The sequence below is a fragment of the Endozoicomonas sp. G2_1 genome, from assembly GCF_017744155.1.
Lineage (GTDB): Bacteria > Pseudomonadota > Gammaproteobacteria > Enterobacterales > Alteromonadaceae > JAGHQT01.
The window spans coordinates 1-26661 of record NZ_JAGHQT010000008.1 but is presented as its reverse complement, the minus strand read 5'-3'; the positions used below and the strand labels follow the sequence as shown (position 1 = coordinate 26661).

At 42.9% G+C, this 26661-nt stretch carries 21 protein-coding genes; 5 read left to right on the top strand and 16 right to left on the bottom strand.

From position 1 onward, the window contains the following. Positions 1-27 precede the first annotated feature (27 nt). Positions 28-372, top strand: coding sequence for a ribonuclease E inhibitor RraB (locus tag J7384_RS11005; protein WP_209113961.1), 345 nt, complete (start codon positions 28-30; stop codon positions 370-372). Here J7384_RS11005 and J7384_RS11000 read toward each other — a convergent pair whose 3' ends face one another. From J7384_RS11000 to folE2, 10 genes are all read right to left on the bottom strand, one after another. After that, on the bottom strand, positions 373-1020 hold the full coding sequence (locus J7384_RS11000) for a trimeric intracellular cation channel family protein (RefSeq protein WP_209113959.1): 648 nt from the start codon (positions 1018-1020) through the stop codon (positions 373-375). It abuts the gene before it with no gap. Positions 1021-1084: 64 nt separating this feature from the next. Continuing rightward, positions 1085-2047: a cobalamin biosynthesis protein gene (locus J7384_RS10995; protein WP_209113957.1), complete on the bottom strand. Its 963-nt coding sequence runs from the start codon at positions 2045-2047 to the stop codon at positions 1085-1087. Positions 2048-2069: 22 nt separating this feature from the next. Next, positions 2070-2780 carry a 5'-methylthioadenosine/S-adenosylhomocysteine nucleosidase gene (mtnN, locus tag J7384_RS10990; RefSeq protein ID WP_209113955.1) on the bottom strand — a complete coding sequence of 237 codons (711 nt, stop codon included), beginning with the start codon at positions 2778-2780 and terminating at the stop codon, positions 2070-2072. A 51-nt stretch (positions 2781-2831) separates the two neighbouring features. Then, the gene (locus J7384_RS19580; protein ID WP_209113953.1) at positions 2832-3365 is read right to left on the bottom strand and encodes a prepilin-type N-terminal cleavage/methylation domain-containing protein; all 534 of its coding nucleotides are present in this window, start codon (positions 3363-3365) and stop codon (positions 2832-2834) included. Positions 3366-3560: 195 nt separating this feature from the next. Beyond that, positions 3561-4223: a DUF2726 domain-containing protein gene (locus tag J7384_RS10980; protein WP_209113951.1), complete on the bottom strand. Its 663-nt coding sequence runs from the start codon at positions 4221-4223 to the stop codon at positions 3561-3563. Positions 4224-4343: 120 nt separating this feature from the next. Beyond that, entirely contained in the window at positions 4344-4997 is a 654-nt protein-coding gene (locus J7384_RS10975) for a dUTP diphosphatase (protein ID WP_209113949.1), read from the bottom strand. 80 nt (positions 4998-5077) lie between these two features. Further along, positions 5078-6877 carry a diguanylate cyclase gene (locus tag J7384_RS19700; protein WP_209113947.1) on the bottom strand — a complete coding sequence of 600 codons (1800 nt, stop codon included), beginning with the start codon at positions 6875-6877 and terminating at the stop codon, positions 5078-5080. Between the two features lie 167 nt (positions 6878-7044). Then, on the bottom strand, positions 7045-8481 hold the full coding sequence (locus J7384_RS10965) for an FAD-dependent oxidoreductase (RefSeq protein ID WP_209113945.1): 1437 nt from the start codon (positions 8479-8481) through the stop codon (positions 7045-7047). A 14-nt stretch (positions 8482-8495) separates the two neighbouring features. Then, positions 8496-12956, bottom strand: a complete 4461-nt coding sequence (gltB, locus tag J7384_RS10960; RefSeq protein WP_209113943.1) for a glutamate synthase large subunit — start codon at positions 12954-12956, stop codon at positions 8496-8498. A 606-nt stretch (positions 12957-13562) separates the two neighbouring features. Next, the gene (gene folE2, locus J7384_RS10955) at positions 13563-14489 is read right to left on the bottom strand and encodes a GTP cyclohydrolase FolE2 (RefSeq protein WP_209113942.1); all 927 of its coding nucleotides are present in this window, start codon (positions 14487-14489) and stop codon (positions 13563-13565) included. Between the two features lie 350 nt (positions 14490-14839). On the opposite strand from folE2, the gene J7384_RS10950 reads away from it, so the two are divergent. Beyond that, entirely contained in the window at positions 14840-15169 is a 330-nt protein-coding gene (locus J7384_RS10950) for an Hpt domain-containing protein (protein ID WP_209113940.1), read from the top strand. A 33-nt stretch (positions 15170-15202) separates the two neighbouring features. Here J7384_RS10950 and arcA read toward each other — a convergent pair whose 3' ends face one another. From arcA to J7384_RS10935, 3 genes are all read right to left on the bottom strand, one after another. After that, a complete protein-coding gene (gene arcA, locus J7384_RS10945) occupies positions 15203-15901 on the bottom strand; it encodes a two-component system response regulator ArcA (protein WP_209113938.1) in 699 nt (232 codons plus the stop codon). Between the two features lie 235 nt (positions 15902-16136). Further along, entirely contained in the window at positions 16137-17786 is a 1650-nt protein-coding gene (locus tag J7384_RS10940) for an ATP-binding protein (protein WP_209113936.1), read from the bottom strand. A 63-nt stretch (positions 17787-17849) separates the two neighbouring features. After that, complete coding sequence (locus J7384_RS10935) at positions 17850-18881, bottom strand: methyltransferase (RefSeq protein WP_209113934.1); 1032 nt, start codon at positions 18879-18881, stop codon at positions 17850-17852. Between the two features lie 132 nt (positions 18882-19013). Between J7384_RS10935 and J7384_RS10930 the strand changes: the two genes are divergently transcribed. Next, positions 19014-20273 carry a DsbA family protein gene (locus J7384_RS10930; protein ID WP_209113932.1) on the top strand — a complete coding sequence of 420 codons (1260 nt, stop codon included), beginning with the start codon at positions 19014-19016 and terminating at the stop codon, positions 20271-20273. A gap of 27 nt (positions 20274-20300) precedes the next feature. On the opposite strand, the gene J7384_RS10925 is transcribed toward J7384_RS10930, so the two are convergent. Then, positions 20301-21158: a S1-like domain-containing RNA-binding protein gene (locus tag J7384_RS10925; protein ID WP_209113931.1), complete on the bottom strand. Its 858-nt coding sequence runs from the start codon at positions 21156-21158 to the stop codon at positions 20301-20303. Between the two features lie 110 nt (positions 21159-21268). Beyond that, complete coding sequence (locus tag J7384_RS10920; protein WP_209113929.1) at positions 21269-21709, bottom strand: TerB family tellurite resistance protein; 441 nt, start codon at positions 21707-21709, stop codon at positions 21269-21271. Between the two features lie 509 nt (positions 21710-22218). Between J7384_RS10920 and J7384_RS10915 the strand changes: the two genes are divergently transcribed. Together J7384_RS10915 and J7384_RS10910 are read left to right on the top strand one after the other, a co-directional pair. Beyond that, complete coding sequence (locus J7384_RS10915; protein WP_209113927.1) at positions 22219-23349, top strand: efflux RND transporter periplasmic adaptor subunit; 1131 nt, start codon at positions 22219-22221, stop codon at positions 23347-23349. A gap of 2 nt (positions 23350-23351) precedes the next feature. Further along, positions 23352-26522 (top strand): efflux RND transporter permease subunit, encoded by a 3171-nt coding sequence (locus tag J7384_RS10910; RefSeq protein WP_209113925.1) that lies wholly within the window; start codon positions 23352-23354, stop codon positions 26520-26522. Positions 26523-26569: 47 nt separating this feature from the next. Here J7384_RS10910 and J7384_RS10905 read toward each other — a convergent pair. Next, a partial coding sequence (locus J7384_RS10905; RefSeq protein ID WP_209114217.1) for an integrase core domain-containing protein occupies positions 26570-26661 on the bottom strand: 92 nt, incomplete at its 5' end.

The following is a 26661-nucleotide window of genomic DNA, read 5'->3' as shown; positions in this document are numbered from 1 at the left end:
TTTTTTATTCTTAGCGTCGGATAACTGATGTCAGCAAGCACAAACGAAACGTCATTTCCAAATGATGAAACAGGCCAAGTTTTAACGGAAATGGCGGCCGCCGGTATTGATTTAAATAAGCAGCACGCGGTTGTTTTTTTCCAGTTATTTGAAAATGAGGCCGACGCTAAGGCAATGGCAGCCCATCTTGGACAAGAGCAGCCTGACTTATCAGTGTCTGTGCACCCAGATGAAATTCCCAATGTTTGGGATTTAGATTGCACTATTGCGATGACACCGAGTTATCAAGCCATTGTTGAGCAAGAACAAGCGATGGAAAAATTGGCCGCTAAATTTAACGGTTACAACGACGGTTGGGGTATTGAAGCCTAGTTAACGCTTACTACTTTTGTTAGTCAATTCTTGGTCAACAAAAGCAAATGCGGGTAATGATACCCGCCAATAAACGGCAGCAAGTCTCAATGATAACGCCACTGAAATGGCCAATAGCATCGCCAGTGTTTCTGTAATATCGAGTTTTACCAACAAGACAAAAATGCCACCGCCTAGCGCTGCCGCGGTTGCGTAGATCTCTTGACGTAAAATCATCGGAATCACGTTGCACAGAACGTCGCGTAGCATACCACCAAAAGCGCCAGTCATGGTGCCCATTACAATGGCAACTGACGCTGGCATACCTAAAGCAAGCGCTTTTTGCGTCCCTAACACAGCGAACAAGGCTAAACCGAAGGCGTCGGCGACCATAATAAAGCGTTTGGGAATGAGCCTTGGTTTTCGAACTAATAAAATAGTGAACAGCGCGGTGAGTAAGATCACGTACAGATAAGTGGGATCTGCCAACCAAAATACCGGTACATTGAGAATAATATCGCGAGTTGTGCCTCCGCCTATTGCAGTTACCGCAGCTAAAACGACAACGCCGAATGGATCGAGCTGATAGCGGCCAGCCATTAACGTACCTGAAAGCGCAAAAATAGCGACACCAAACAGGTCAAGCCAATAAATAAGATCATAGCTCATAGGCGAAAACTCATCGTTAATGGATAATATTACCCGTTAGTATGTATGCGAACACTTATGCTATTTAGCTCAATAGTATTGGCACAATAGCAATAAACAGCAAGATAACGCTCAGTAGTATTTTTTGTAAGCGCACTAAGCGACTGGCTGCAATAATGTCGCGAATTTCTGGTTGTCTCGCTTGTTGGTTAAAGCTATCACGGCGCAGTTTTTTGCCTTGATATATTGCTACTCCTGCTAATTGCACACCTAGCGCGAGCGCGCCGTTGTGGAGTAAAAAGTTATTGTTATTAGTCAATAAGTGCTGCTTGCTCAAGCGCCAATGCAACACCAGGTTTTGCTGAATGGTTGAAAATAGCACTAATAGGCCAAGTGTTTTGCTAAACGGCCACTGTAATAGATTAACCATCGCGGCAATTGGTTGACCAAAATAGCGAAAACTGTCTTGTTTGTGGTTCCAACTGTAATGCATCTCTAAAAGCAGTCGGCAGCTGAGGGCAAACAGTGGGCCAAACAACAAAAAGTAACCAATAATCATCACTTGTTGCTGAGCAAAAGTCAGCAGCTGCATTTCAATATTCGCTTTGGCTAAGCCCATAGTGGATAGTTCACTAGTATCTCTTAGCACTCGAGTTTGCAAAGTCTGTTTGGCGACATAGTTTTGCTTGGCAACAAGGGCCTGGGCCATGGCTTTAGATTCATGACTAATACCGAAACCGCCAAGTGCTAGGTAAAGCAGCAAGCCATGCCATAGTTCTATTACTTCGATAAAATCGGCAAATAGCCACAAGATAATAACAACAGGTGCTAGGCTTACAACGATGGCAATGGTACCTGATAATTTTTGTTGATTGCTGGCGTTGTCTCGTCGATTGACCTTATTCGCCAACAATTGACAGAAGAATGTGAAAAACGCTAGCGGCCGATGTGGTAAATAATGGCTCAATAGCGCTTTTAGTAGATAAACTGAAACAGCGAGTAAACAAGCTTGGCTTAGTGATGGTAACGATGTAAAAAATTCAGCCATGTCTTGATACTGCTCCCCTAGATTAACTTAGTTTGTCGTGCTTTAGTTCAGCAAGCATGTTTAATACCAGCTGTGACGAATTAACTGAGGCGGTTTCTAAGTATGCTTCAAATGAGCTTGGTGACTCTTTTCCGGCAATATCAGACATTGAACGAATGACGACAAACGGCACGTCAAACTTGTGACAAGTTTGCGCAATTGCTGCACCTTCCATTTCTACCGCCGCCATCGTTGGGAAGTTAGCGCGTGCTTTGGCAATGTCTTCATCAGCGGTCATAAAAGTATCACCTGTGGTGATTAAGCCGACTAGCGTATTGATATTGTCGAGCTTTTCAATGCCTTTTTTAGCCGCTTCAACTAACGTTGGGTGTGGAATAAAAGCCGCTGGGTTAGCCGGTAATTGTCCAATCTCGTAACCAAATACCGTTAAGTTTACATCGTGATAACGAACTTCTGAACTGACCACGATATCACCCACTTTCAGGCTTTGATCAAAACCACCAGCTGAGCCGGTGTTAACGACGTAATCTGGTGCAAATTTGTCGATTAATAGTACTGTCGCTAAAGCCGCTGCTACTTTACCTATGCCTGATTGCACAATAACGACGTCATCGCCGTTAAGTTGGCCTTGGTAAAAAGTGAAGCCCGCAATTTCTGTTACTTCTGGATTAGTCAGTTGGCCTTTTAAAATGGCTACCTCTGGCTCCATTGCGCCAATAATACCTGCTTTCATATCTCTTGCTCGTGACGAATAATGGCGCAATTATACTGGAACAGAGCGGTATTAACAGCCTTGGTCTACTAATCCAATGCTTGGCGCACTACCATTACCAGGATTATAGTAATAGGCGTAACAGCGGTCAGCGAGTCTCCGTCCTCGTTGCCAAAATAACGCTAAGCCACGGTTACCTGTTGTTGAAATGGGAAGTCCCGGAGCATTGCGTTGTGCGCCTACAGCACAAACTTCGTTGATGGTACATATGGCATTGCGGTTGGTAAAACTAGTGTCTTGCCCTAAGTCAAGTACTTGTCGAATAGCTGAATTCCAGCGGCCATCCATGTAACCGCCACGCACCCTCACTTGCGTATTATTGACTGCGAGTTGGCCATTAGTGACATTATCAACTAGAGCTTTGGCGCGAATTAAATTAGAGCTTGAACGCAGGCTGGCAACAACGCCTTGTAACACTGCAGTATTTGCGTCATTGCTCAAATTGATAAAGCGAGGGAGGGCAACGGCGCTAATGACACCAAGAATTACAATGACCACGACAAGTTCGATAAGGGTAAAGCCACGAGAGCTAGATAGGCGTTTCATTGTCAGCAATCCATGTTGATATAACAGCTTGTTTTACTGTACATGAATTGTTCAGTATATCAACAGTAAGTTGCTGTTTTGACGAGCGATATTGATTGTAAGTCGGCAGTTTCACGTCATCAGAAACTGGAATAAACCCAGGGGCAGAGCAATGGGTGGTAAGTCATTTTCCATCGCTCTACGAAAACAGGTGCGTTAATGTGGTAATGCTGCGACCTGTGGTGCTGGAATTTGCGCTGGTGTCGGTTTGCTATGACCGAGTTGCTCTGGTGCTTTAACGGCTGTTGGTGACAGCACGCCAGTGTTTTTCGGTCTTGGCTTAATTAAGCTTGCTGGAATTTTACGGCCAGCCATTTTAGGTGCTAGTACCTTGTGACCTAACAATTTACTGTTGATACAAGCGCGAATTTCATCAACGGTATAATTGCTTTTGATTTTGATGCGAATGTGCGGAATTGCTGCCGCTTCTAGGGCACCGCTGACAAACCAGTCCTTTTTCACCTTGTAACCTTTACCTTGGGTATCGACTAAATCTATGGTCCCGAGTAATTGCATGCTATTGCGGTCACAAATCACAAAATCTAAGTACTTGTTGTTGGCATTGTTAATCGCTGTTTGTGAAGCTTTTTTTGACACGCCATTGCGAATAGTAACAATATCGCTGAGCTTAACTCGATTTAAAATGCGATATTCGTCACCAAGTGCGCGTTCTACTAATGTTTGAAAGTTTTTTTCCGCAGGAGTGAAGACACTACTTTTGCGATCAAATGGAAAGGGGAAGCTGTTGTCATTGAGTCGACTTGCTAGCACAGCGACAGTGACAATAAGACCAAGCATAGCGAAAAGAATAAGTTCCATAGTAACTCCAACAGATAAATTCTTGACAGTATTTCGTTTAGATAAAAATTCTAAATGAAATAAGCAGAATTTATGCCAGAGGTAATCGCAGCGCTTGGTCTTGGTCTAAGTGAGTGTTACTTAGTTTGGATAGTTGCTCTGTAATGCTTGATATACTTGGCTTTGAAAGTCATCGGCACTCGGGTCTAATGCTTTTACCACAGTTGCTAATACTTCGTTATCTTCTTGACCGTGCCACACTTTAATATAGCTGCCGTCTTTGTAGCCGTGATCTTGACGGAAAAAGTTCAAGGTATTCTTACCGACGTACTGACGAAACAGTTCCGTTAGATCCATATCAATTAACAATAAACACTGAGCAAAGGCTAAGGCATCGAATGCCTTTTCACTAACAGCAGCACTTGCCAGAGCTTCTAGTGCGACTTTAAAGTCACCTTGTTGATTGTCTTGTTCGAGCTGTTCAAATTCATTAACCACTTGGCTAGCGATAGCACCAACATCACCGCCCGCGACCAATCTCAAGCTTAAACCAAAGTGAAAAATGTCAACTAATTCAAGCTGTACTTGAGCAACGTCAATTTCTTGGTGTTTCCACCATTTCCAGCCGTAGTGATCGAGCATTTCAGCACACTCAACCCAAATCGCGCGGTACCATTCATAGTTGTTGTCACGCCATGTAGCGCTGACTTTAGTATTCATAGCATCTTGCAGAGCAAGCATTTGACGTACTTGATTAATCGCTACTGATTTATCGGAAAAAAGAGGGCTGGTCATTGTCAAAAAATCTCATTAATGTTGATTAGCAATAGTGTGCACTTTGCTAATCAGTCAGGCAAGCATTGACGAAAATAAAGTTACGACTCTGTTGGTTTCTTGTGCATTTTGGTGACGTTGTCGCTTTCACTCGTGTCTAGGTACTGGCATACGCGATTGCGGCCAGAGTGTTTAGCGAGATAGAGCGCTTCATCAGCCTGTACCAGCAAGTCCTCAGGCGTTAGCTCTTGTTCGATTCGAGCAACGGCAAAGCCAACACTGACAGTAACATGATTGCTTTCAGCGACTTTCGTACAGTCATGAGAGATTGATAATTGACTGACGCCATCGCGAATACGTTCTGCGACCGCGCGGGTGTAATCCTCGTCAGCATCGCTGAGCAAAACCACAAATTCTTCACCGCCGTAGCGAGCAATCAAATCGCCGGGGCGTTTGGCCAAATTAGAATGTGCCAACATTTCGGCTATTTGCACCAAACACTCGTCACCACCGGAATGGCCATATCTGTCGTTGTATTGTTTGAAACTATCGACATCAAATAAGATCAGTGAGAGTGGTTTGTGATGGCGTAAACAGCGTTTCCACTCTTGTTTGAGCTGGTTGTCGAAGTGACGGCGGTTGGCTAAATTAGTCAATGAATCGGTAATTGCTAGTACTTCTAATTCTTTGATGACATATGACAAATTGCGTTTTGCTTGTTCGAGCTCCGCGGTGCGCTCTTGCACTTTGTGTTCTAGGTTTCTATTGGCAAGTAAGATTTGTTTTTTAGCTAAGCGTTGCCCGCGAATCATAATGGCGATCAATACGGCACCTAGCATAAAGGTGAAGACTATGGTTAAAACAAAAGTGTCCCGTGTGTCGTAATAGCTTTGCAGTGCTTCTGACTTGTCTATTTCAGTGGTTAAACCAAAACCGAATTGGTGATCCCATATCCAAGCGCCCATAACTTCAACGCCGCGGTAGTCTCGATAACCGTCTAAATTACTGCCACTTTTCCCGTGTATTGCTTGTTCAGCCATTGTTGTTAATGGCATATCCTTTCGCTCAATCGTCGGTTGGTAACCGCTGAGTAAATTGCCTCCTGGGTCAGCAATGCGCAAGTTTGATATGTTGCTTTGCCCCAGCGGTACTAGGTTTGTTTTGATCAATTGATAAGCAAAACGGCTTTCAGTGAGTAAAATACCTTTTTTATTAAAAGCATAGGTTTCACCTGAATCGCCCAAACGACCCAATTGTGTAATGTCAGAAAAGTGCTTGATTGGATCTAATCTCAATGCCAATACCGCGATAATTTGTCCGTTTTGATCGGCAATCGGTGTAGTGATAAACATGGTATCAGCATTGTCGATGAGATAGCCAAAGCCTCGGTGAATTGGCACATCTGATTGAACTGGTGGAATAAACGTCGTTTTACCCTGAAAAGCCTGTTTTAAGCGATTTGGCTCTTGCTGGTGAATCAGATTTATGTGACCAATATTGACGTCGCGCATCGAGGCAATGCTAATAAAGTCAGGTGCAATAATGAAAAAGCCACGATCGCCAAATTTATTGAGCAAAGGAGATATCGTTCGCCTTAATTGATGCAGTGCTTGGCTATCTTTAGTGCTTTGTTTGGCACTGTGCATGGCCAATAGCTCTTGGCTGTATCTGACAAGCTCAGGCGACTCGGCTAAGCTCTCAATGGCAATCATTCGTTGAGCAACCAAAATATGGTGAGCTTCTTGAACACTAATCAGCACTGTTTGCATGGTGTTCTTAATATTTTGTTCAGTGTTTTGCTTAATTTTATTTAGCGCGACATAACAACATACGATTACCAAAGAGGTAAACATAATGACAAAGACAATGCTGATCATGCGTTGTTGAGAATGTTGCTGCACAGGTACTGCAAAACCCTATAAAAATTCTTACTTGGTTAAATAATAACAGTTTATTAAGTACGGGACAAAATCTAACGATGGGAATATGTGATTTGAAACAAGAATAATTTGACTCTACTCAGTATTTTTTATGCTAAGTAGAGTCAATAAATTATTGGTTTTTGAAATTAAACCGCAGAAGCGTATTGATCTTCAAAAACGTAGTCGAGAATACCGAGAGCGGCTTTTCGACCTTGATCAATTGCTGTTACCACTAAGTCTGAACCTAAGACCATATCGCCACCAGCAAAAATATTGTTATTGCTGGTTTGTAAAGCAAATTGAGAATTGTCTTTTGCAATCACACGGCCTTTGTTGTCAATTTCTACACCGGCGTCGAGCATCCACTGTGGTGGGCTTGGCAAGAAACCAAAGGCGATAACGACAGCGTCAGCTTCCATGATAAACTCTGATCCTTCAATTGGCTCTGGGCTGCGACGGCCATTGGTATCTGGTGCACCGAGCTCGGTTTTAACAAACTTAACGCCAATTGCCTTACCACTGTCATCAACAGCAATATCTAAAGGCTGGAGATTAAACTGAAAGTTAACGCCTTCTTCTTTGGCATTTTGTACTTCCCGTGGTGAACCAGGCATGTTTGCTTCATCGCGACGATAAGCACAAGTGACTTCAGTAGCCCCTTGTCTAACAGAGCTGCGAACACAGTCCATCGCGGTATCACCGCCACCTAAGACAATCACTTTTTTACCGTTAAAGTTGACATATGGCTTAGCGTTTTCACTAACACCCATTATATGCTGAGTATTGGCGATTAAGAAATCTAAGGCGTTGTAAACACCTTGAGCGCCTTCGTGCTCAAAACCACCGGTCATATCTTTGTAAGTGCCAAGTCCTAAAAATACCGCGTCGTAATTGTCACTTAGTTCACTAAAACTAACGTCTTTGCCAACCTCAGTATTGAGTCGAAATTCGATGCCCATACCTTCAAAAATTTTACGACGACGAACAATAACGTCTTTTTCCAATTTGAACGCTGGAATACCAAAGGTAAGAAGGCCACCAATTTCGCTGTGGCGGTCGAAAACGACACAATCGACACCGTTGCGAGTGAGGACATCTGCACAGGCAAGGCCGGCTGGGCCAGCGCCAACAATGGCAACTTTTTTACCTGTTTTAATCACTTGTGATAGGTCAGGTGTCCAGCCTTGGGCAAAGGCGGTGTCGGTAATGTACTTTTCAATATTGCCTATGGTGACTGCGCCAAATTCGTCGTTCAAGGTACAGGCCGACTCACACAATCGATCTTGCGGGCAAACGCGCCCACACATTTCGGGCAAACTATTGGTTTGGTGGCAAAGTTCAGCTGCTTCAAAAATTTTGCCTTCGGTCACTAGTTCAAGCCATTGTGGGATGTAGTTGTGCACTGGGCACTTCCACTCACAATAAGGGTTGCCGCAATCAAGGCAGCGGTCTGCTTGACCAGCGCTTTGTTCACTACCCAAAGGTTGATAAATTTCTACGAAGTCAATTTTACGCTGTTCAATCGGCTTTTTCGGCGGATCAATGCGCTTCACGTCAATAAATTGATAAACATTTTTACTCATGATGTGTCCCCCGTTTATTGCGCTTGAACGCGAAGTTCTGCCGATGAACGGCTGCGATGACCAAGTAGGCTATTAACGTCGGTCGCTTTTGGTTTAATTAACTTAAATTTACTGGCGTACAGTTCAAAGTCGTTGAGAATAGCTTGCGCGCGTAAACTGCCGGTTTCCTCAAAATGCTGGTTAATGATGCCGCGTAAGTGCTCTTGGTGAATCACTAAATCGCCAATTTCTAACATTTCGATAGACTCAGTATTGAGTCTGACGTCTAGGTCGCCTTTGTCATCTAAGACATAGGCAAAACCACCCGTCATACCGGCACCAAAATTAAGACCGATATCACCTAATACGGTAACAATACCGCCGGTCATGTATTCACATGCGTGATCACCTGTACCTTCGACAACCGCGTGACAACCTGAATTACGCACGCCAAAACGCTCACCTGCACGGCCACAAGCGTAAAGCTTGCCTCCGGTAGCACCATATAAACAGGTATTACCCATAATCATGGTTTCGTGGCTAGTGTAATCAACACCTTTTGGTGGCTTGATGGTAATTTTACCGCCAGCCATACCTTTACCGACGTAATCGTTGGCGTCGCCAGTGAGGGTTAGCTCCAAACCACCGGCATTCCAGACGCCAAAACTTTGGCCGGCGGTACCGGTAAGGGCTATTTTTATTGGCGTTGCTGCCATCCCTTGATCGCCGTGGTGTTTGGCAATTTCACCAGAAATCGCAGCACCTACTGAGCGGTCGGTGTTTTGAATGTTAAAGCGCAAGTCGGCACCGGTACTGTGGTTAATGGCATCTTGGGCTGCGACTAAAATATCTTGGTTTAATTGGCCCGGATCAAACGGCGTGTTCTTTTCGGTTTGATACAAGGCAGTATTTTCGTCGGCAACCACTGGTGCAATAATCGGCGATAAATCGAGTTTTTGCTGCTTACTGCTAACGCCCGGTAACTGTTCAAGTAAGTCGGTGCGGCCAATAACGTCTGTCAGGCTAGCTACGCCCAGTGATGCAAGAATTTCGCGAACGTCTTGGGCGACGAATTTGAAATAATTCATTACTTGATCTGGCAAGCCTTTGAAGAATTCATCACGCAATACTTGATCTTGGGTTGCAACACCTGTTGCACAGTTGTTTAGGTGGCAAATACGCAAGAATTTGCAGCCGAGTGCGACCATAGGCACAGTGCCAAAACCAAAACTTTCAGCACCTAAAATAGCAGCTTTGACTATGTCTAAACCGGTTTTTAAACCGCCATCAACCTGCAAACGCACTTTGTGGCGCAAGCCATTGGCAACCAGAGATTGATGCGCTTCGGCAAGACCAAGCTCCCATGGGCAACCCGCGTATTTAACTGAGGTTAATGGGCTAGCACCAGTACCACCGTCGTAACCAGAAATAGTAATAAAGTCTGCGTAGGCTTTGGCAACACCTGAGGCAATAGTACCAACACCCGGACCTGAAACCAGCTTGACTGAAATGACCGCCGTTGGGTTTACCTGCTTCAAATCGAAAATTAACTGAGCTAAATCTTCAATTGAATAAATGTCGTGATGTGGGGGTGGCGAAATTAATGTCACCCCAGGTACTGAAAAGCGCAGTTTGGCAATAAGTGGTGTTACTTTGTCACCCGGCAGTTGACCTCCTTCGCCCGGTTTTGCCCCTTGTGCTACTTTAATTTGTAAGACATCAGCGTTGATTAAGTAGTGCGGCGTTACGCCAAATCGACCTGAGGCAATTTGCTTGATACGTGAATTTTTCACAGTACCAAAGCGTTTTTCATCTTCGCCACCTTCGCCTGAATTTGAAAAGCCACCCAAACGGTTCATGGCGATGGCGAGTGCTTCATGGGCTTCTGGGCTGAGTGCACCAATTGACATCGCGGCACTATCAAAGCGCTTGAATAGGGCAGTGTCTGCTTCGACTTGGTCAAGGCTAATTTGCTCTTGGTCCGTTTTGAGAGCGAGTAAATCGCGCAGCATTGCTGGTGGGCGGTTGTTAACCGCGTCGGCAAAGGTCTTGTAGTCACTGTAATTTCCGGTTTTAACCGCTTGTTGAACATGGCGGACAACATCGGGGTTAAAGGCGTGATACTCGCCACCGTGGACATATTTGAGTAAGCCGCCGTGATTGACTTTTTGATGTGGTAAAAAGGCGCGGCGTGCAAGGTTGATATTGTCTTGTTCAATATCTTTGAAATCAGCCCCTTGAATACGGCTTGGTAAATCAGGGAAGCAAAGATCCATGATATTTTGGTTTAAACCAATAACTTCGTACAGGCATGCGCAGCGGTAACTGGCAATGGTAGAAATCCCCATTTTAGAGAGGATTTTCAACAAGCCTTTGTTAATGCCGTTGCGGTAGTTAATTAACGCTTGGCGTGCGTCAAAAGCAATTTGACCTTGTTCGACCATTTGCTCAATCGTTTCGTAAACCGCGTATGGATAAATTGCTGTTGCGCCAAGACCAAGCAGCACAGCAAATTGGTGTGAATCACGAGTCGATGCAGTTTCGACGATAATATTTGAGTCACAACGCAATTGTTTATCAACTAAGCGCTTTTGCACTGCACCAACTGCCATCGCCGCAGGAATAGGTAGCAAACCAGGGTAAATTTGACGGTCTGACAATACCAAGATAACGGTGTTTTTGTTCTTAACTAAGTCTTCCGCTTCATCACATAAACGGATAATTGCCGCTTCTAAGCCTTCATCTGGGTCGTAGTTCAAGGTTAGCGTATCTGAGCGGTAGTGCTCTGGGTCAAGCTCTCTTAGCTGCTTCAAGCCGGTATACATCAAGACTGGTGTGTCGAAAGTGATGCGATCAGCATGCCCCGTAGTTTCATTGAAAACATTGTGCTCACGGCCAATACAAGTGGCGAGTGACATGACGTAGCGCTCGCGTAGCGGGTCAATTGGTGGGTTGGTGACTTGAGCAAATTGTTGTCTAAAATAGTCGAATAGACTGCGGGATTGGCTCGACAATACCGCCATTGGTGTATCATCACCCATTGACCCCGTCGCTTCTTGCCCGTTTTCTGCCAATGGTTTGATGACTTGCTGCATCTCTTCATAACTGTAATTAAACAACTTGTGATATTGGCTCATTTCGCTGTCATTAAACGCGCGTTTGCCAACCAATTCCGCATCCATTTGTTCAAATGGTACTAAGCGGCGTATATTGTTCTTTAACCACTCTTGGTAAGGGTGTCGAACTTTAAGTTCGTGATCGATAGCAGTCGAGGTAAATATTTTGCCGGTGTAGGTATCAATAGCGAGCATTTCACCTGGGCCAACACGGCCTTTTTCAACGACTTCGTCTTCACCGTATTGCCAAATACCTACTTCTGACGCTAGCGTGATAAAACCGTCGCGAGTTATGACATAGCGGGCAGGGCGCAAACCGTTGCGATCTAAGTTACAAGCAACGTGACGACCATTGGTCAATACAACACCAGCTGGGCCATCCCAAGGCTCCATATGCATTGAGTTAAATTCATAAAACGCTTTTAAGTCGTCATCCATGCAGGGGTTATTTTGCCATGCAGGAGGCATTAATAAACGCATAGCGCGGAATAAATCCATGCCGCCAGCCAAGAACAACTCTAACATGTTATCGAGTGATGACGAGTCTGAACCACTTTCATTCACAAATGGTGCTGCGTCTTGTAAATCGGGTAACAATGGCGAACGGAAGCGATAGGTGCGAGCCCGTGCCCATTGGCGGTTACCTTTGATGGTATTGATCTCACCGTTGTGGGCTAGGTATCTGAACGGTTGTGCTAACGGCCATTGTGGCGAAGTATTAGTTGAGAAACGTTGATGGAAGACACAAATAGCGCTCTTCATGCGAATATCGGCCAAGTCGAGATAAAAATTCGGCAAGTCGACCGGCATCATCAAGCCTTTGTAGATGGTTACTTGGCAAGATAAACTCGCGATATAAAATTCTGAGTCTTCAATGCGTTTTTCGGCGCGGCGTCTTGCCATATATAAGCGACGCTCTAAATCGCGGTTGCGCCATCCCGGAGGCGCATCGACAAAAATCTGTTCGATAACCGGTAAGTTACTTGAGGCAATTGGCCCAAGAATATCTGGATTGATAGGTACCTGGCGCCAGCCGACGATGGTTAATGTTTCATGGCTGAGCTCTTGTTCAAGAATCTGTTTTGATAACGCTGCTTTTTCAGGATCTTGGCTTAGAAATATCATACCAACACCGTATTTACGGCCCAGTTGCCAGCCGTTTTCTTCGGCAATCGATCTAAAAAAGCTATCAGGTTTTTGAATCAATAAACCGCAACCGTCACCGGTTTTACCATCGGCAGCAATACCGCCGCGATGTTGCATACGTGCAAGTGCTGAAATAGCGGTCTTGATCAGTTTATGACTAGTTTCACCTTGCTGATGGGCTATTAGGCCAAATCCACAATTATCTTTCTGGAAGTTGGGATCATAAAGCTGCATCTGTTCTCTCCAATTACTGCCTCAATGACGATTTTGCTAATATTTGTTTGTAGTCAATGAAATGCATAATTAATGGCTGCAGAGTGTGGTTATTAGAATGGTTTTATGAAAAAACTGCATAAATACCCTGCTCACCCCCCCGAATGAACTCCCTACACTAAACACAATTATACTAAAGGTCAATCGGGAATAGAGTATTTACTCGTGCTTTTGTTACATATTTACGATTCGCGCTGTTTATATTTCTCGCTATTATATTGATAATAATTAACTTTTATTTTGCTTGTTTGCTGCTGGTGGCTTTTTAGACTAAAAAGACGTAAATTTATTACGAGATGTTATAAATAAAGGTTATTGATTGGTTTTATTTGGTTATGCATCGGTTATGCAGATAAGGTGTGAATAATATTCATATTTTATTCGTCATGTATAGACGAGAATTTGATCGCTTAAAACTGTAAGTATAAGCTGTATCTGGGGGAGATATTTCAGTGCAGGAATGACAAGAAAAGGCAGTAGAGCAGAGAGCGTCGGGAAGCATAGCTAGCTTCCCGAATAAGCAGATGAACTTTGTTAAGTTGCTTAGTTAATTAACCTAAGTTCGGATTAATTAGATGAATAACCGTTTTCAATGCCTTTAGTTGCCATTGAAACCGCATTGTGGGCATGTAGTGATTCTAAGTGATTTACTTTGAGCCAGAAATCGTCAAATAGATTGTTTTGGTTAAGAGCGTGTTTCAAACGTCTTGCCGCATCTTCACAAAACATTAAGTTTTGTCCATTTAAGCGAGCAAACTCTTGCTCATCAGCCCGTTTAACCGCTGCTTGCACTGGGGTTTGTAGTGCTTGCTCTATGGTGTCAACGAGACTAACAATAGGAAATTCATTACAAGCGGCATTGAGCTTCACTTTTACTGTCGCAATGGAGCGCTGGCTATGTGGAGTTGCGACAATACCTTCGGTGGTACCGAGCCATTGATGAACTTTGTCAAAGTCGATGCTGTCTTGATCAAACTGTTCTGTAAATGCCTTTTGGATTAACTGTCTTGCTAATGCTGCAGAACAAGGGCAAGTAGATGAGTAGCGAACATCAATTGATAATTCAATCGATAACTTGCCTTCAACCAAGCTGCCTGACAAGGTAATTGGGTAGGCTTTCCAACCTTGCTTGCCACTGATTAAAGATTTGCGGCGTAAGTGGTAGTCAAAGTTAATATTAACTTTGGCACTGTCGCTGAGATCTTGGTGGCTGCTAACAAAACCGTCGAGTAGGCTGACTAGACTTTGATAGTTGAGTGTATTTTCCGTTGATAATTCATCAAGTAACAGATACAAACGAGACATGTGAATGCCTTTGGCGTGAGGATCTTTTAAATTGACATAAGCGTCAATATAAGCAGAAACCATACGCTGTGATTGGTCTTGAGATGCAATCATAATTGGCATTTCAATATCGCCCATACCCACCCAGTCGAGTCGACCTTCGGTTTGTGCCTTAGTGTGGTTGGCAATATCAGGCATAGATGTCGGCATTACTACTCCGCTACTTAGTCTTGGTTACAAGTTGTTATCTGGCAAAATGAAGCGGCATATTTTATACCTAAACAGCTCTAAAATGCGAGCCTTGAAAGGTCATTAATCACGCGCTAACACTGGCTTTACTAGTTTTACTTGCTATAGCTTAGTCAAAAACCTAGTAAAAAGGTCGGGTATTCTCAAATAATTCGATAACAAAAGCAATGGCTAACCGTTTTATTGTCAAATGATTATCTTTTAACAGTTACGGCTAGTTTACAGTCAAACGGTGAAACCTAGATGGTTAACTATTGATCTTTGTATCGTTAATCGGCAGGATGAAGCCAAACTATCACGGATTTGAATTTATGTTAGATACAAATTTACTCAAAGGTTATATCGAGCAGTTGCCGAAAAGTGTTGTTGAACAAATGTTGGCTTTGTATGTTGAGCAAGCGCAGCAATATTTGCTTGATATCAAAACTGCAGCAGAGCAAGAAAATCAAGAGTTATGGCGTCAACATTGTCATAAGATGAAAGGGGCGGCGAGTAGCGTTGGCATGACTGAATTGCAGCAGCAGCTAGCGCAAGCAGAGCATGAAACTAATACTGAGTTATTTGGCGGTAAAATTGCTGTATTTGAACAACTAAACAGTGAAGGGATTGCTCAATTTGAAACCTGGCTGAGCGATAACTAAACCCTCAGCCTAGATAGCCAGTAAAGTGTTGGCTTATTCTACAGAGCCAACAAAGCGATAACCTTCGCCGTGAATTGTATTAATCAGTTCAGGTGAATTTGTCGCTGTTTCAAAGTGCTTTCTCAAGCGGCGAATAGTAACGTCGACAGTTCTGTCGTTTGGACGTAACTCTCTGCCTGTCATTTCTTTAATCAATTGCTGTCGGGTAACAATTTGACCGGCATTTTTAATCAATAAACGCAAGGCGCGATATTCACCTCTTGGAATTGCTAACACTTCGCCGTCTGGCGAGGTCATTTGTCGCGAATTGCCATCTAGTGTCCACTGATTGAATTTGATCACCGAACTATCAAGCTGAGGCTGATGACTAATGCGGCTCAAGATATTGCGAGCGCGAATGGTTAATTCACGAGGATTAAACGGCTTAGTTAAGTAATCGTCGGCACCAATTTCCAAGCCGAGAATTTTGTCGATGTCGTTGTCGCGACCCGTCAAGAAAATAAGCCCTAAATCTGGATTACTAGTTAGCTCACGCGCGAGCAATAAACCATTCTTACCGGGTAAGTTAATATCCATAATCACTAAGTTGATGCGATTAGCTTTTAGGGCATCGTCCATGGTTTGACCATCGGTCGCTTCAAAGACTTGGTAACCTTCAGCTTCGAATAAGTTACGCAAACTAAAGCGTGTAACTTCTTCATCTTCTACGATTAGAATATTAGGTTTATGCATTATGCTATTCCGTTTACTATTTGATCTGTTTTGCTTTATTTTATAGCAAGATATTTACATAAAGTGCTATCTGCCAATTGTTACATACTATTGCTAACAAGACTAATTATTTACAGAGTTTTAACGAATGCTGTTTACAAGTTGTTAACGTTTATAACGCTATCTTAGTCAATTAAAACTAATTGTGCAAAAAATAGTAAAACTAACTATATGATAAAGCTGCTTTTAGTAATGACTAGTCTAATCTAGTTGATGTGATTGGGAAGTTGATTTCAAAGCTAACGCCTGATTCATTTTTGTTAACGAGCGCAATCGTGCCGCCAAGTGCTTGTGTGACCAAGTTATAGACTAAATGCAAGCCTAAACCACTGCCACCTTCACCGCGCTTGGTGGTGGTGAATGGTTCGAATATTTTGTCTTGAATATCATCAGCGATGCCACAGCCATTATCTTGATATTGCATTAATAGCTGCTGACCAACTTGGCTGATTGATAACGTAATTTTTCCGTCGTTAGTGTGTTCAAAGCCATGAATAATACTATTCATCACTAAATTAACAATAATCTGGTTAAGTGGTCCCGGCTTGGTGATGACATCGATATTGTCAGCGCAATTGAGTTCTAACAAACACTTACCTTTAGTTTCAGGTGCTAGCGTTAAAAAGACATCCTGAATGAAGTGTTCAAGGTTAATCTCTCGGTCTGCTTCACTGGATTGATCAACGGCAACTTTTTTAAAGCTTGAAATTAATTCAGCAGCTCGGTCGAGGTTGCGACAGATAATCTGAATATTCTCTTCACCGTCATTGAGGAACTTTTTGAGTTGGCTAGACTTCAGCGTTTTTTGCTCAAACGCGTCTTTGATTTCGTCCAACCGATCGCTGAGCAAGGTCGAAGCTGTTACCCCTAAGCCTATTGGTGTGTTCACTTCATGCGCGACGCCAGCAACCATATCACCAAGTGAAGCCATTTTTTCACTTTCAACTAGTTGATTTTGGAATTTGTGAAGCTTATCCAATGTTGACAGCAATTCTTGATTGGACTCTTTGAGCGCTTTTGTCCGGGAACTAACTTTATCTTCCAACTCTTGGTTTAACTTGAGAATTTCTTGTTCAGCATCTTGCTGCTTGCTGATATGTTTTTCTGTTCTCATCAGCATGATATTGATGTTTTTCGCAACGATATCTAACTCTTGATAAGGCAGTTCGCGACAGCGGTAGTGATAGTCTTTTTTTTGCGCGATGTGCTGAATATCGGCAGTCATCACCTCTAAGGGAGTCGTTAACAAATGTTTAATTCTTTTTGAAACAAAGAGTGATATCAACAACAAGCTAATAATAAATATTAGAATAACAATAAAGACCTGTGATTTAGCCGCACTTATCTTTTTGTCATTCATCTGGATATAGACGTAGCCGTAGCGGATGTTGTTTTCAACAATGGGGACGATAAATTCAATCAAACCATTTTGATAACGAGCAACGCTAAGCTGATTAATCTGATCAATTTTATCTGGGATTGCAGGGAAATCGGTACTGCGATTGTAACTGCAAAAAAAGCTCGTTTTACCTGTGATGGTATCGCTAGTGTATATGTGAACGTAGTTAATACTGTCGACTTTGTTGAGCGAGGTTAGCTGCTTTTGGAGCGCATTGTAATTATCGGCTTTTAGTAGCGTTAAGCTAGCTTGACCAATCAAATTTGCCGTTTGTTCACTGTCTGTTTTGGCGTACTCAATTGTACTGTTAAGAAATAGTGCAGCAACCAAAAGAATAACACAGCTGAAGCTAGCACCAATTAAGCCGACTACGCCGAAAAATATTGGTTTGTTGATTGAGTGAATTTGGCGGTTGGTCGTCATATCTACTTGTTTTAGTGAACTCATCTAGATAATTGCTGAAAAGCAGCTAAATAGCAATATCATTTCCGGTATCCGGCGAGCTTAGCGCTAATTTGACCGCGCGTAATAGAGGCTGAAGCCATTTTCTTGTACTTTAACATCCGTAGTCCCGATAGCGCGTTCCATGATTGGCTGATATTTGAGAAAACTGTTGGCAATAACGTATATATCAGCGCGTTTACTCATGTGTGATTTTACGCCGGCTAAAAAGTCTTCAGTTGCTTGATAAAAGGTTTTCAAGCCCTGATGAAATGGTGGGTTCGAGATAATGTGTTCAAATTTACCGGCAATATGAGACAAACTATCGGTGGCGATAAAGCTACCCGAGAGCTCATTCATCTCTAAGGTTTTTTCAGCTGACACTAATGCCAGTGCGCTAACATCAGCGAGCACCAACTGGCATTCGGGGTTTTGCTTGCCAATTGCAGCCGCAATGACACCGGCACCACAGCCAAAGTCGAGTAACTTGCCAGAAAAGCGCTGTTTAACATGGCGTAGCAAGACCGCTGTGCCTTTATCTAGCCCTTTTTGACTGAATACGCCGGGCAGTGCAGCAACTGAAATTGATTCGGAATTAACGGTAATTTGATAATCGTCAAACCAGTCTTCAAGGTTAAATGGGCACTGTGGCTCGATCAATTGAGCACTAAATAACAGACAGTGTCTGGCCGAGTCCTGTTTAATAACATTGTTGAGAACGCCACTGGTTAATTTGGCAAGTGATTTGATACCGCTTTTGTTATCACCAACAACAATAATAGTCGCGTCATCAGCTATCGAGCTGGCCAACATTGCTAACGTAAAGTTTAGCTCTGCTTTTGACTTGGGAAATGCGATCACCACCAAGTCGTGTGGGGTAGAACTTTGGTATTCGACACCAAAATGGCTTGTGTAGCCTCTGTTTTTATCTGCTTGATAGTATTTGAAATTATTGTGGTAGCTAGTCACTTCACAGCCATCGAACGCTTTGTTTAGTTCAGAGAAAATCGAATTGTCAGTAAGATTGACGAGTAATGGTCTAGTACTGTCGAGTAAATCGATATTACGGGATAAAATTTGAGTGATATTACTGTCTGACATAGGGTGAAAAGTGTTCAGTGATCAATTAAGCTAGATGAAAGTTGTATTTTAACACAGTCAACCAAGAGTTACTCTATACTCATGTCACCTCAACGCACATGTTTAATGTTGTCTGGACGATAAGGATAGGTTTTGATCAATGCAGTTCGACGGATGGTTATCCGGTGGTTAAAAAGCGAAGCACGTCGTTGTTGGTTATTGTTGCGCTATGTCTTAGTACCTAAAGTACTGGGGCGAAAAGCTCGGGCTGAAGTCTACCTCGCATTAAATGATCCCTACAGTTATGTTCTCGTTCAGGCACTACCTGAGTTAATTGCGCGTTATAAAATCGAGTTTACCTTGTATTTGGTCTATGAAAACTCGCCGAGCATGGCAAATCCAAAGTTGTGGCGCGATTGGTCGTTAAAAGATGCCGGACAAATTGCTGAACTCTATCAACTTAACGTTCCCGCAGATATGCCTGATGCCGACAATTTGGCAACTGGCCAGCACATGTGGCAGTTCGAGGTAAAGTCAATAGATGACGCGATTAATATTTTTGAGCAGACGTGGAAGACTGGATTTGAACGCCATTATCATTTATCCACTCCTGTGATTAATTTTCAATTGCACAATCAAGCGCGCTTAGAGCGCAAAGGACATTATTTGCCAGCAACCATTTTCTTTGCTGGCGAGTGGTTTTGGAGTTTAGATCGATTAGCGCATTTTGAAGTGCGATTGCAAAAACTCAAGATGGCGATAGCTGATGGTGAGATTTATTATCAGCGCAATAGTTTACAATTAACTACATTACCCAACCAGCTTAGTAGCTCCAAAAGTAGAACATTAACGGCATATTTATCGATCCGCAGTCCATACTCTTACCTCGGTTTAATACAGGCGCAACGATTGGCTAAGCACTATCAACTCCAGCTCGAAATAAAGCCGGTTATACCTATGGTTATGCGGGGATTGACGGTACCGCCAGCAAAACAAAAATACATTTTTTTAGATGCTATCCGAGAAGCCAAGCGCCATCAAATTCGCTTCGGTAAATTTGCTGATCCTATTGGTGAGGGTATCTTCAATAGCTATCCTTTATTTCCGTATATGGAGCAACAAGGATTGTTGACGGAATATGTGCAAGCGTTATATCAAGCGGTTTATGTAGAAGGCCGCGATTTAGCGCAGCGCGATAATATTCAAGATATTTGTAATGAGCTTGGTGTCGATGAACAGCAAGCGCTTGATTACGGTCAGCAAACTGATTGGCAGTCTCAAATGCAAATCAATCAACAAGCGCTGGATGATATGGGGTTTTGGGGAGTACCGTGTTTTCAATTTGGCGATCTTACCTGTTGGGGGCAAGATCGCTTGTGGCAAATAGAAAAGTCTTTGTTAGCCGAAAAATAGTCTGTCACTACTGTTTTAGCTACCGCTTTAGTCCTTGTGTTTGAGCCTGATCCCATTGGTTTCGAGGACGATTTTATCTTGCTTGAGCAGGTGTCCGACCGTTGCTTTAAACGCTTTTTTACTCACGCCAAAGAGCTTTTGAATCAGCGCCGGAGAACTCTTGTCATGCACGGCGGTAAAACCGTCGTTTTCTATTAAATGCTGAATAAATTGATCAGAAAAGTCGATGACTTTGCCTTTACCGGCTCGGCTTAAACTTAGATCAATATTGCCATCATCACGTAGCTTTTTGATGTAACCCGTGACTTTTTGACCTGTGCGCAACGATTGGAAAATTTCGTTATTGTACAGTAGGCCCCAATGCAAATTATTGATGATGGCTTTAAAGCCAAGGTCGGTTCTGGTGGCAATAGTGAGCTCAACTTTCTGACCTGATTGATAGTCAGCTGGCCAAACGTTAATAAATTTATCAAGCTTGCTTGAGGCAACCACTCGGCCGGTGTGTTGATCTTGGTATATGCGAACTAAATATGAACGTTCGGCTTCCATTTTGCGTTTCTGTTCACTAAAGGGCACGAGTAGATCTTTACTCAACCCCCAATCTAAAAATGCACCAATGTTATTGACTTGTTTTACTTTTAATTGGCAAAACTCGCCAACTTGACCGAGTGCTTGTTCCGTGGTGGCAACTAACTGGTCATTTGAATTGTGATACAAAAAAACTTTAACACTTTGGCCAGTGGCGAACTGATCACTCGATGCCGATGACGATATCGCATTGCTGTCAGGCAACAGCACTGCGCCTAACTCTCCTGCGTCTAAATACACGCCTTGTTCGGTTTGTTCTAGTACTGGGAGTGAGTTATAAGTGCCTATTTTCGCCATTCGCAGCTCGATGTTAATTCAAAAGCGTTATTATACCTGCTTTGACTTTGGCTTGCTGTTTTATTTCCCGTAACCTATTCGACAAATACGAGCATTACACCTGCGTCGCTTTAAGGTAAACCGATGGCTTGTTTGGCCTGAATATATTCGCTGTGTCGCAAATGTAGTAAATCAGAAATTTTGCGAATGGTGTGTTGTTCTATGGCCGCAAGCTCTTGATCTGCATAGGCAAGTTGCCACAGTAATTTAACCACTTCAATGCGCTGTTCAGTGTTGTAATGCTGATTAATGACAGAAGTAAATTGGTATAAATCAATTGCTTGATCACTTAACGCCATTGACTCTTCAATAATCTCAGCTGTTTCTTGAGCTGTTAAACTGAATTTATCACTAATAATCTCATTTAACTTACTTTTTTCTTCAGCGTCTAGGTGGCCATCTGCGCGCATCACCTCACATAGCAGCGCGGTACACGCTGCTTCAATAGAGTATTGGTCAGTTTGGTGATCCTGTTCGATATCGCTAATGAGTTTTTTGAGTATAGAAAGCATAGGAAGAAACTTTATTTAGAGAATTTGTTTTGAGAAAAGGTTTATTGAGCAGCATAAGCACAGTGATAAAACGCTGCAACCAAAGGTTAAGACCAAATATTTTCGATAATGTTCAAATTTATAAATGGTTTAGTCTATTAAACCAAATTTAACATTAATCACTTACTATTTAGCGAGAACGACTAAACTCAATATTGTCTCTACAGCAAGATGTCTTTTAGCTAAGGTATTTTTCTATAGTCTGTAGTGGTTTTAACTTATTGATTTTTAAATACTTAAAAATATTTGTTAGCAATGTAAAACAATGTCGTGATTTCGGCGTATTTCTTGTAACAAGCATTTACATATTTGTGTGAAACTAACGTAAAAAATTCGTTATGATTCACTTAATTAAATTAGGGTTAAACCTAACATTGAGTTTTGGGGAATTCAAAGTGACACGGAAACAAATTTTTATACCTATCATAGTTTTAGCCGTCGGCATCGGTTTTTTTGTCTTGCTATCGAGTATGAAAAAACCACCCGAAGAGAAAGCGCCAGTCGACAATACGCCTATTGTTTCAGTGGAGTCGATTAAAGTAGAGCCTATGACGCTGAAAGTAACTTCTTATGGCGTTGTTCGACCAAAATATGAAACTGATTTAGTTGCTCAAGTGAGCGGTCAAATTGTTGAACTGTCTGATACCTTCGTTCGAGGTGGTTTTGTTAATGAGGGCGAGCTTTTGGCTCGCATCGACCCGAGCGATTATCAAGCCGCGTTGATTGATGCTCAAGCAAACCTAGCGTCAGCACGGGCATCACTTGAAACTGAGCGCGCTCAGGGTAAGGTCGCTGAAGATGAATGGAAACGCATTACCGATGCTGCACCAACTGAACTGAGCTTGCGTAAGCCTCAACTCGCTCAAGAGTTGGCGCGAGTTAAAGCAGCTGAAGCATCAGTACTTAGAGCAAAACGCAATCTCGAACGCACTTATATAAAAGCCCCTTATAATGCGTTAATCGAAAGCCGTTCTGTTGGTTTGGGCTCGTTTGTTACTACTGGCTTACCATTGGGTAAGGTGTTGGGCACATCGGTCGCAGAAGTACGTTTACCGGTGGCCGATAACCAAATTCAGTTTTTGACTGACTCTGGCAACAACGCTGAGGTTATTTTAAAAGGTGAGTTTGCTGGTCAAATGCAAGAGTGGCGAGCGACGGTTGTTCGCAGTGAAGGTGTCGTCGATAACATGAGCCGGATGAATTACTTTGTTGCGGCGGTGCAAGATCCTTATGCGCTAACTACTAATAACAAAAATAATGAAGCAAAAGCTCTGCGTTTCGGTGCTTATGTCAATGCTGATATCCTTGGTCAAGAGCTAGCTCATGCTGCGGCGGTACCACGTTATTTAGTAAACAATAACCAAGTTGCAACATTAGATGCGAACACTAAGTTGCGCTATCAAACAGTTAATATTGTTCGACAAGATGGTAAAAATATGATCATCTCTGATGGTTTAACTGACGGCGATCAAATCATTACCTCAGCATTGGATTATCCCGTTGATGGCATGCAGTTAGCATTACCTGGTCAAATTAGTGAAGACGATGACTCAAATGTAGAACCAGAGTCAGAAACTCAGCTAGCAAGTGTTGAGGACTAATTATGACCACTGCAACTGAAGACAAAACAAGAAAAGGGCTTATTGCCTGGTTTGCCCGCAACAGTGTTGCCGCTAACTTATTGATGATTTTTATTCTTATCGGTGGTTGGTTAACTGCTGGCACCATCAGTAAGCAAATGTTCCCACAAATAGAAATCAACTGGCTCTCATATAACGTTGCCTATCCTGGTGCAGCGCCACAAGAAGTGGAAGAGGGCATTACGATTAAAATCGAAGAAGCCCTTGAAACCGTGCAAGGCTTGAAGCGGGTCATTACTTACTCAAATCGCAACTCGTCAAATGGCTGGTTTGAAGTAGATTTGGGATATGACCCACAAATAGTACTTGAAGAAGTAAAATCCGCGATTGATTCAATTCCAAGCTTCCCTGACGGTATGGAGCGCATTAGTGTTGAACGTGAAAAATATCGCCAAGAAGTTATGTATATTAGCTTGTACGGTGATTTGAGTTCAATTGAGTTAAAAGATCTTGGCCGCAAGATTCACGATGAAATTCAACAATTACCGCTGATTAATATCTCAGAATATTACAGTGGTTTGAGTTATGAAATTTCGGTTGAAGTCAGCAAAGATAAATTGCGTGAATACAACCTCAGTTTCAACGACGTCGCTAATGCTGTGCGTGGCCATTCACGCAATATGTCGGCAGGTCAGATTCGCGCAGAAAATGGCTATATTAACTTGCGCGTTGAAAACCAAGCCTATCGCGGTCATCAATTTGAAACGATTCCAGTGCTGACCTTAGCCGATGGTTCTAATATCTTTTTAGGTGATATTGCCACCATAGTTGACGGCTTTGAAGAAGGTCTACAGTACTCTAAATTCAATGGTAAGAACTCTGTCACCTTTTTCGTAGGTGCTGCTGGTGATCAGTCGATTACAGATGTTGCTCAAGTCGTTAAAAAGTATGTTGCTGAAAAGCAAGCGAGCTTACCTGATGGCGTCTCTTTAGAAACCTGGGTAGATTTTACGTATTACCTCGAAGGCCGCTTAGACATGATGCTCGACAACATGAAAAGTGGTGCGGTATTGGTGTTCTTAATGTTGGCGCTATTTTTACGTGTGCGCTTGGCATTTTGGGTGATGATGGGGTTACCCGTTTGTTTCTTAGGTACGCTATTGGTTATGCCAATGGAATTCGTCAACGTTACCATCAATATCACCAGTTTATTCGCCTTTATCTTGGTACTGGGGATTGTGGTTGATGATGCCATCGTAATGGGGGAGAGTGCTCACGCTGAAATTGAAGACAAAGGTCACTCAACTGAAAGCGTTATTCGCGGTGTTCAACGCGTTGCTATGCCAGCAACCTTTGGGGTCTTAACAACAATTGCCGCATTTGTTCCATTAGTACTTGGCGACGGCCCAGAATCTGCTTTTGGTAAATCAATTGGTTTTGTTGTTATTTTTTGTTTAATTTTCTCTTTGATTGAGTCGAAATTAATTCTGCCAGCTCACTTAGCGCAAATGAAAGTGAAAAAGCAAAGTGATAAAAACCCTTTAGATCGCTTACGCAGAGTTATTGACGGTACCTTGAAGAGCTTTATTGATAACTACTATCAACCTTTTATTACTCGTGCCATCCATTACCGCTATACGGTATTAACAGTATTCTTGGCGATTCTACTAGTTAGTGCAGGGATGTTCGCAGGCGGCTTAGTGCGCTATGTTGGTCAACCGAAAATCCCACATGATTTTCCTCGCATTAGCATTGAAATGAATACCGATACTTCAGAGCAAGCGACTCTAGATACAGCGCTGACTGTTGAGCGTATTATGTATCAAGTTGACGAGCAAATTGCCGCTGAGTTTGGCGGTCAAACCATGATTGCTAATATGCAGGTTGATTTGCGCAGTCGTACCCGAGCCAATTTAATGGTTAAGTTAGTCGAGCCACAATTTAGACCTATTAACACCTTTGAATTAGCTGACCGATGGCGTGCAGCCATCCCGAGCTTACCAGGTGTGAAGCAGTTTAAAATTGACGATAATTTATTTGGCGGTGGTCGTGAAGATGGCGATGTCAGCTTTAGACTTGAGAGCCAAAACGACGAGCAATTACTCGCTGCTGCCAATGAGCTTAAAACCAAGTTAAACAGCTTAAAAGGCGTTGGTGATGTCAACGATAGTCGTCAAACAAGTGCGAAGGAAGTACAGTTTGCTTTAAAACCTTTGGCAAATAGCCTCGGTCTGACGTTGTCTGATATTGCTGCTCAAGTCAGCTATAGTTTCTATGGCTTGGAAGCGCAGCGCATTCTTCGCGACAGTGAAGAAATTAAAGTAATGGTGCGTTACCCGTTGGCAGAGCGCAGTGCGGTTGGACATGTTGATGATGTCTTAATCAAAGCGCCAAACGGTGCCGAGTTACCTCTGTCTGAACTGGCTGAGATCACATTGACTGATGGTGTAACCCGTATTCGTCGAGAAAACGGCAACCGCACTATTAACGTTTGGGCAAGTGTTGATGCCGAACAAGTGGAGCCATTTAAAGTTGCCAATGATATCCGCGATAACTTTATTCCACAGTTATTGAAGAGGTATCCGCTAGTACAAAGCCAAGTATCTGGTCGTATTCAAGAGGAAATGGAGAGCACTAGTAACCAACTGCGTAACTTTGTGATTTCGTTAATGGTTATTTTCTCGCTACTGGCGGTGCCATTGAAGTCGTACACACAGCCACTGATGATCATGACTGTTATTCCATTTGGCATTATCGGTGCAACAATTGGCCACTTAGTTTTAGGAATGGATCTCAGTAACTTGTCGATGTTTGGCATTATTGCGGCAGCGGGTGTAGTTATTAATGACTCTTTGGTTATGGTTGATTATGTTAACAATGCTCGACGTGAAGGCATTCCACTAAAAGAGGCTGTTGTTTACGCCGGTTGCCGACGTTTTAGGGCGATTATGCTAACGTCGTTAACAACCTTTATTGGCCTTGTACCTATCATGCTCGAGACCAGTACACAGGCACAAATTGTTATTCCAATGGCGGTATCATTATCCTTTGGTGTCTTGTTTGCAACGGTTGTAACCTTAGTATTGATTCCAAGTCTCTATGTTATTTTTGAAGACTTAGGACGAGTTTTCGGTCGCTGGTGGCGCGGTAGTAAGGAATTTATCTTGAGCTATGGTGAGTTAGTTAAAAGATAAATCAAAATAGGTCTGTGTTGTCCTAGTATAGGTTGACACTATTTACGCTAAAACGCTCGATGTACTTCATCGGGCGTTTTGTATTTTAAGGCCATGTGTGGCCTTCGTTGATTATAGATAACAACTGATTCCTCGACCA

Coding starts and splice junctions, on each gene's coding strand:
- J7384_RS11005 (WP_209113961.1), top strand. CDS start 28: ATGTCAGCAAGCACAAACGAAACGTCATTTCCAAATGATGAAACAGGC.
- J7384_RS11000 (WP_209113959.1), bottom strand. CDS start 1,020: ATGAGCTATGATCTTATTTATTGGCTTGACCTGTTTGGTGTCGCTATT.
- J7384_RS10995 (WP_209113957.1), bottom strand. CDS start 2,047: ATGGCTGAATTTTTTACATCGTTACCATCACTAAGCCAAGCTTGTTTA.
- mtnN (WP_209113955.1), bottom strand. CDS start 2,780: ATGAAAGCAGGTATTATTGGCGCAATGGAGCCAGAGGTAGCCATTTTA.
- J7384_RS19580 (WP_209113953.1), bottom strand. CDS start 3,365: ATGAAACGCCTATCTAGCTCTCGTGGCTTTACCCTTATCGAACTTGTC.
- J7384_RS10980 (WP_209113951.1), bottom strand. CDS start 4,223: ATGGAACTTATTCTTTTCGCTATGCTTGGTCTTATTGTCACTGTCGCT.
- J7384_RS10975 (WP_209113949.1), bottom strand. CDS start 4,997: ATGACCAGCCCTCTTTTTTCCGATAAATCAGTAGCGATTAATCAAGTA.
- J7384_RS10965 (WP_209113945.1), bottom strand. CDS start 8,481: ATGAGTAAAAATGTTTATCAATTTATTGACGTGAAGCGCATTGATCCG.
- gltB (WP_209113943.1), bottom strand. CDS start 12,956: ATGCAGCTTTATGATCCCAACTTCCAGAAAGATAATTGTGGATTTGGC.
- folE2 (WP_209113942.1), bottom strand. CDS start 14,489: ATGCCGACATCTATGCCTGATATTGCCAACCACACTAAGGCACAAACC.
- J7384_RS10950 (WP_209113940.1), top strand. CDS start 14,840: ATGTTAGATACAAATTTACTCAAAGGTTATATCGAGCAGTTGCCGAAA.
- arcA (WP_209113938.1), bottom strand. CDS start 15,901: ATGCATAAACCTAATATTCTAATCGTAGAAGATGAAGAAGTTACACGC.
- J7384_RS10940 (WP_209113936.1), bottom strand. CDS start 17,786: ATGAGTTCACTAAAACAAGTAGATATGACGACCAACCGCCAAATTCAC.
- J7384_RS10935 (WP_209113934.1), bottom strand. CDS start 18,881: ATGTCAGACAGTAATATCACTCAAATTTTATCCCGTAATATCGATTTA.
- J7384_RS10925 (WP_209113931.1), bottom strand. CDS start 21,158: ATGGCGAAAATAGGCACTTATAACTCACTCCCAGTACTAGAACAAACC.
- J7384_RS10920 (WP_209113929.1), bottom strand. CDS start 21,709: ATGCTTTCTATACTCAAAAAACTCATTAGCGATATCGAACAGGATCAC.
- J7384_RS10915 (WP_209113927.1), top strand. CDS start 22,219: ATGAAAAAACCACCCGAAGAGAAAGCGCCAGTCGACAATACGCCTATT.
- J7384_RS10910 (WP_209113925.1), top strand. CDS start 23,352: ATGACCACTGCAACTGAAGACAAAACAAGAAAAGGGCTTATTGCCTGG.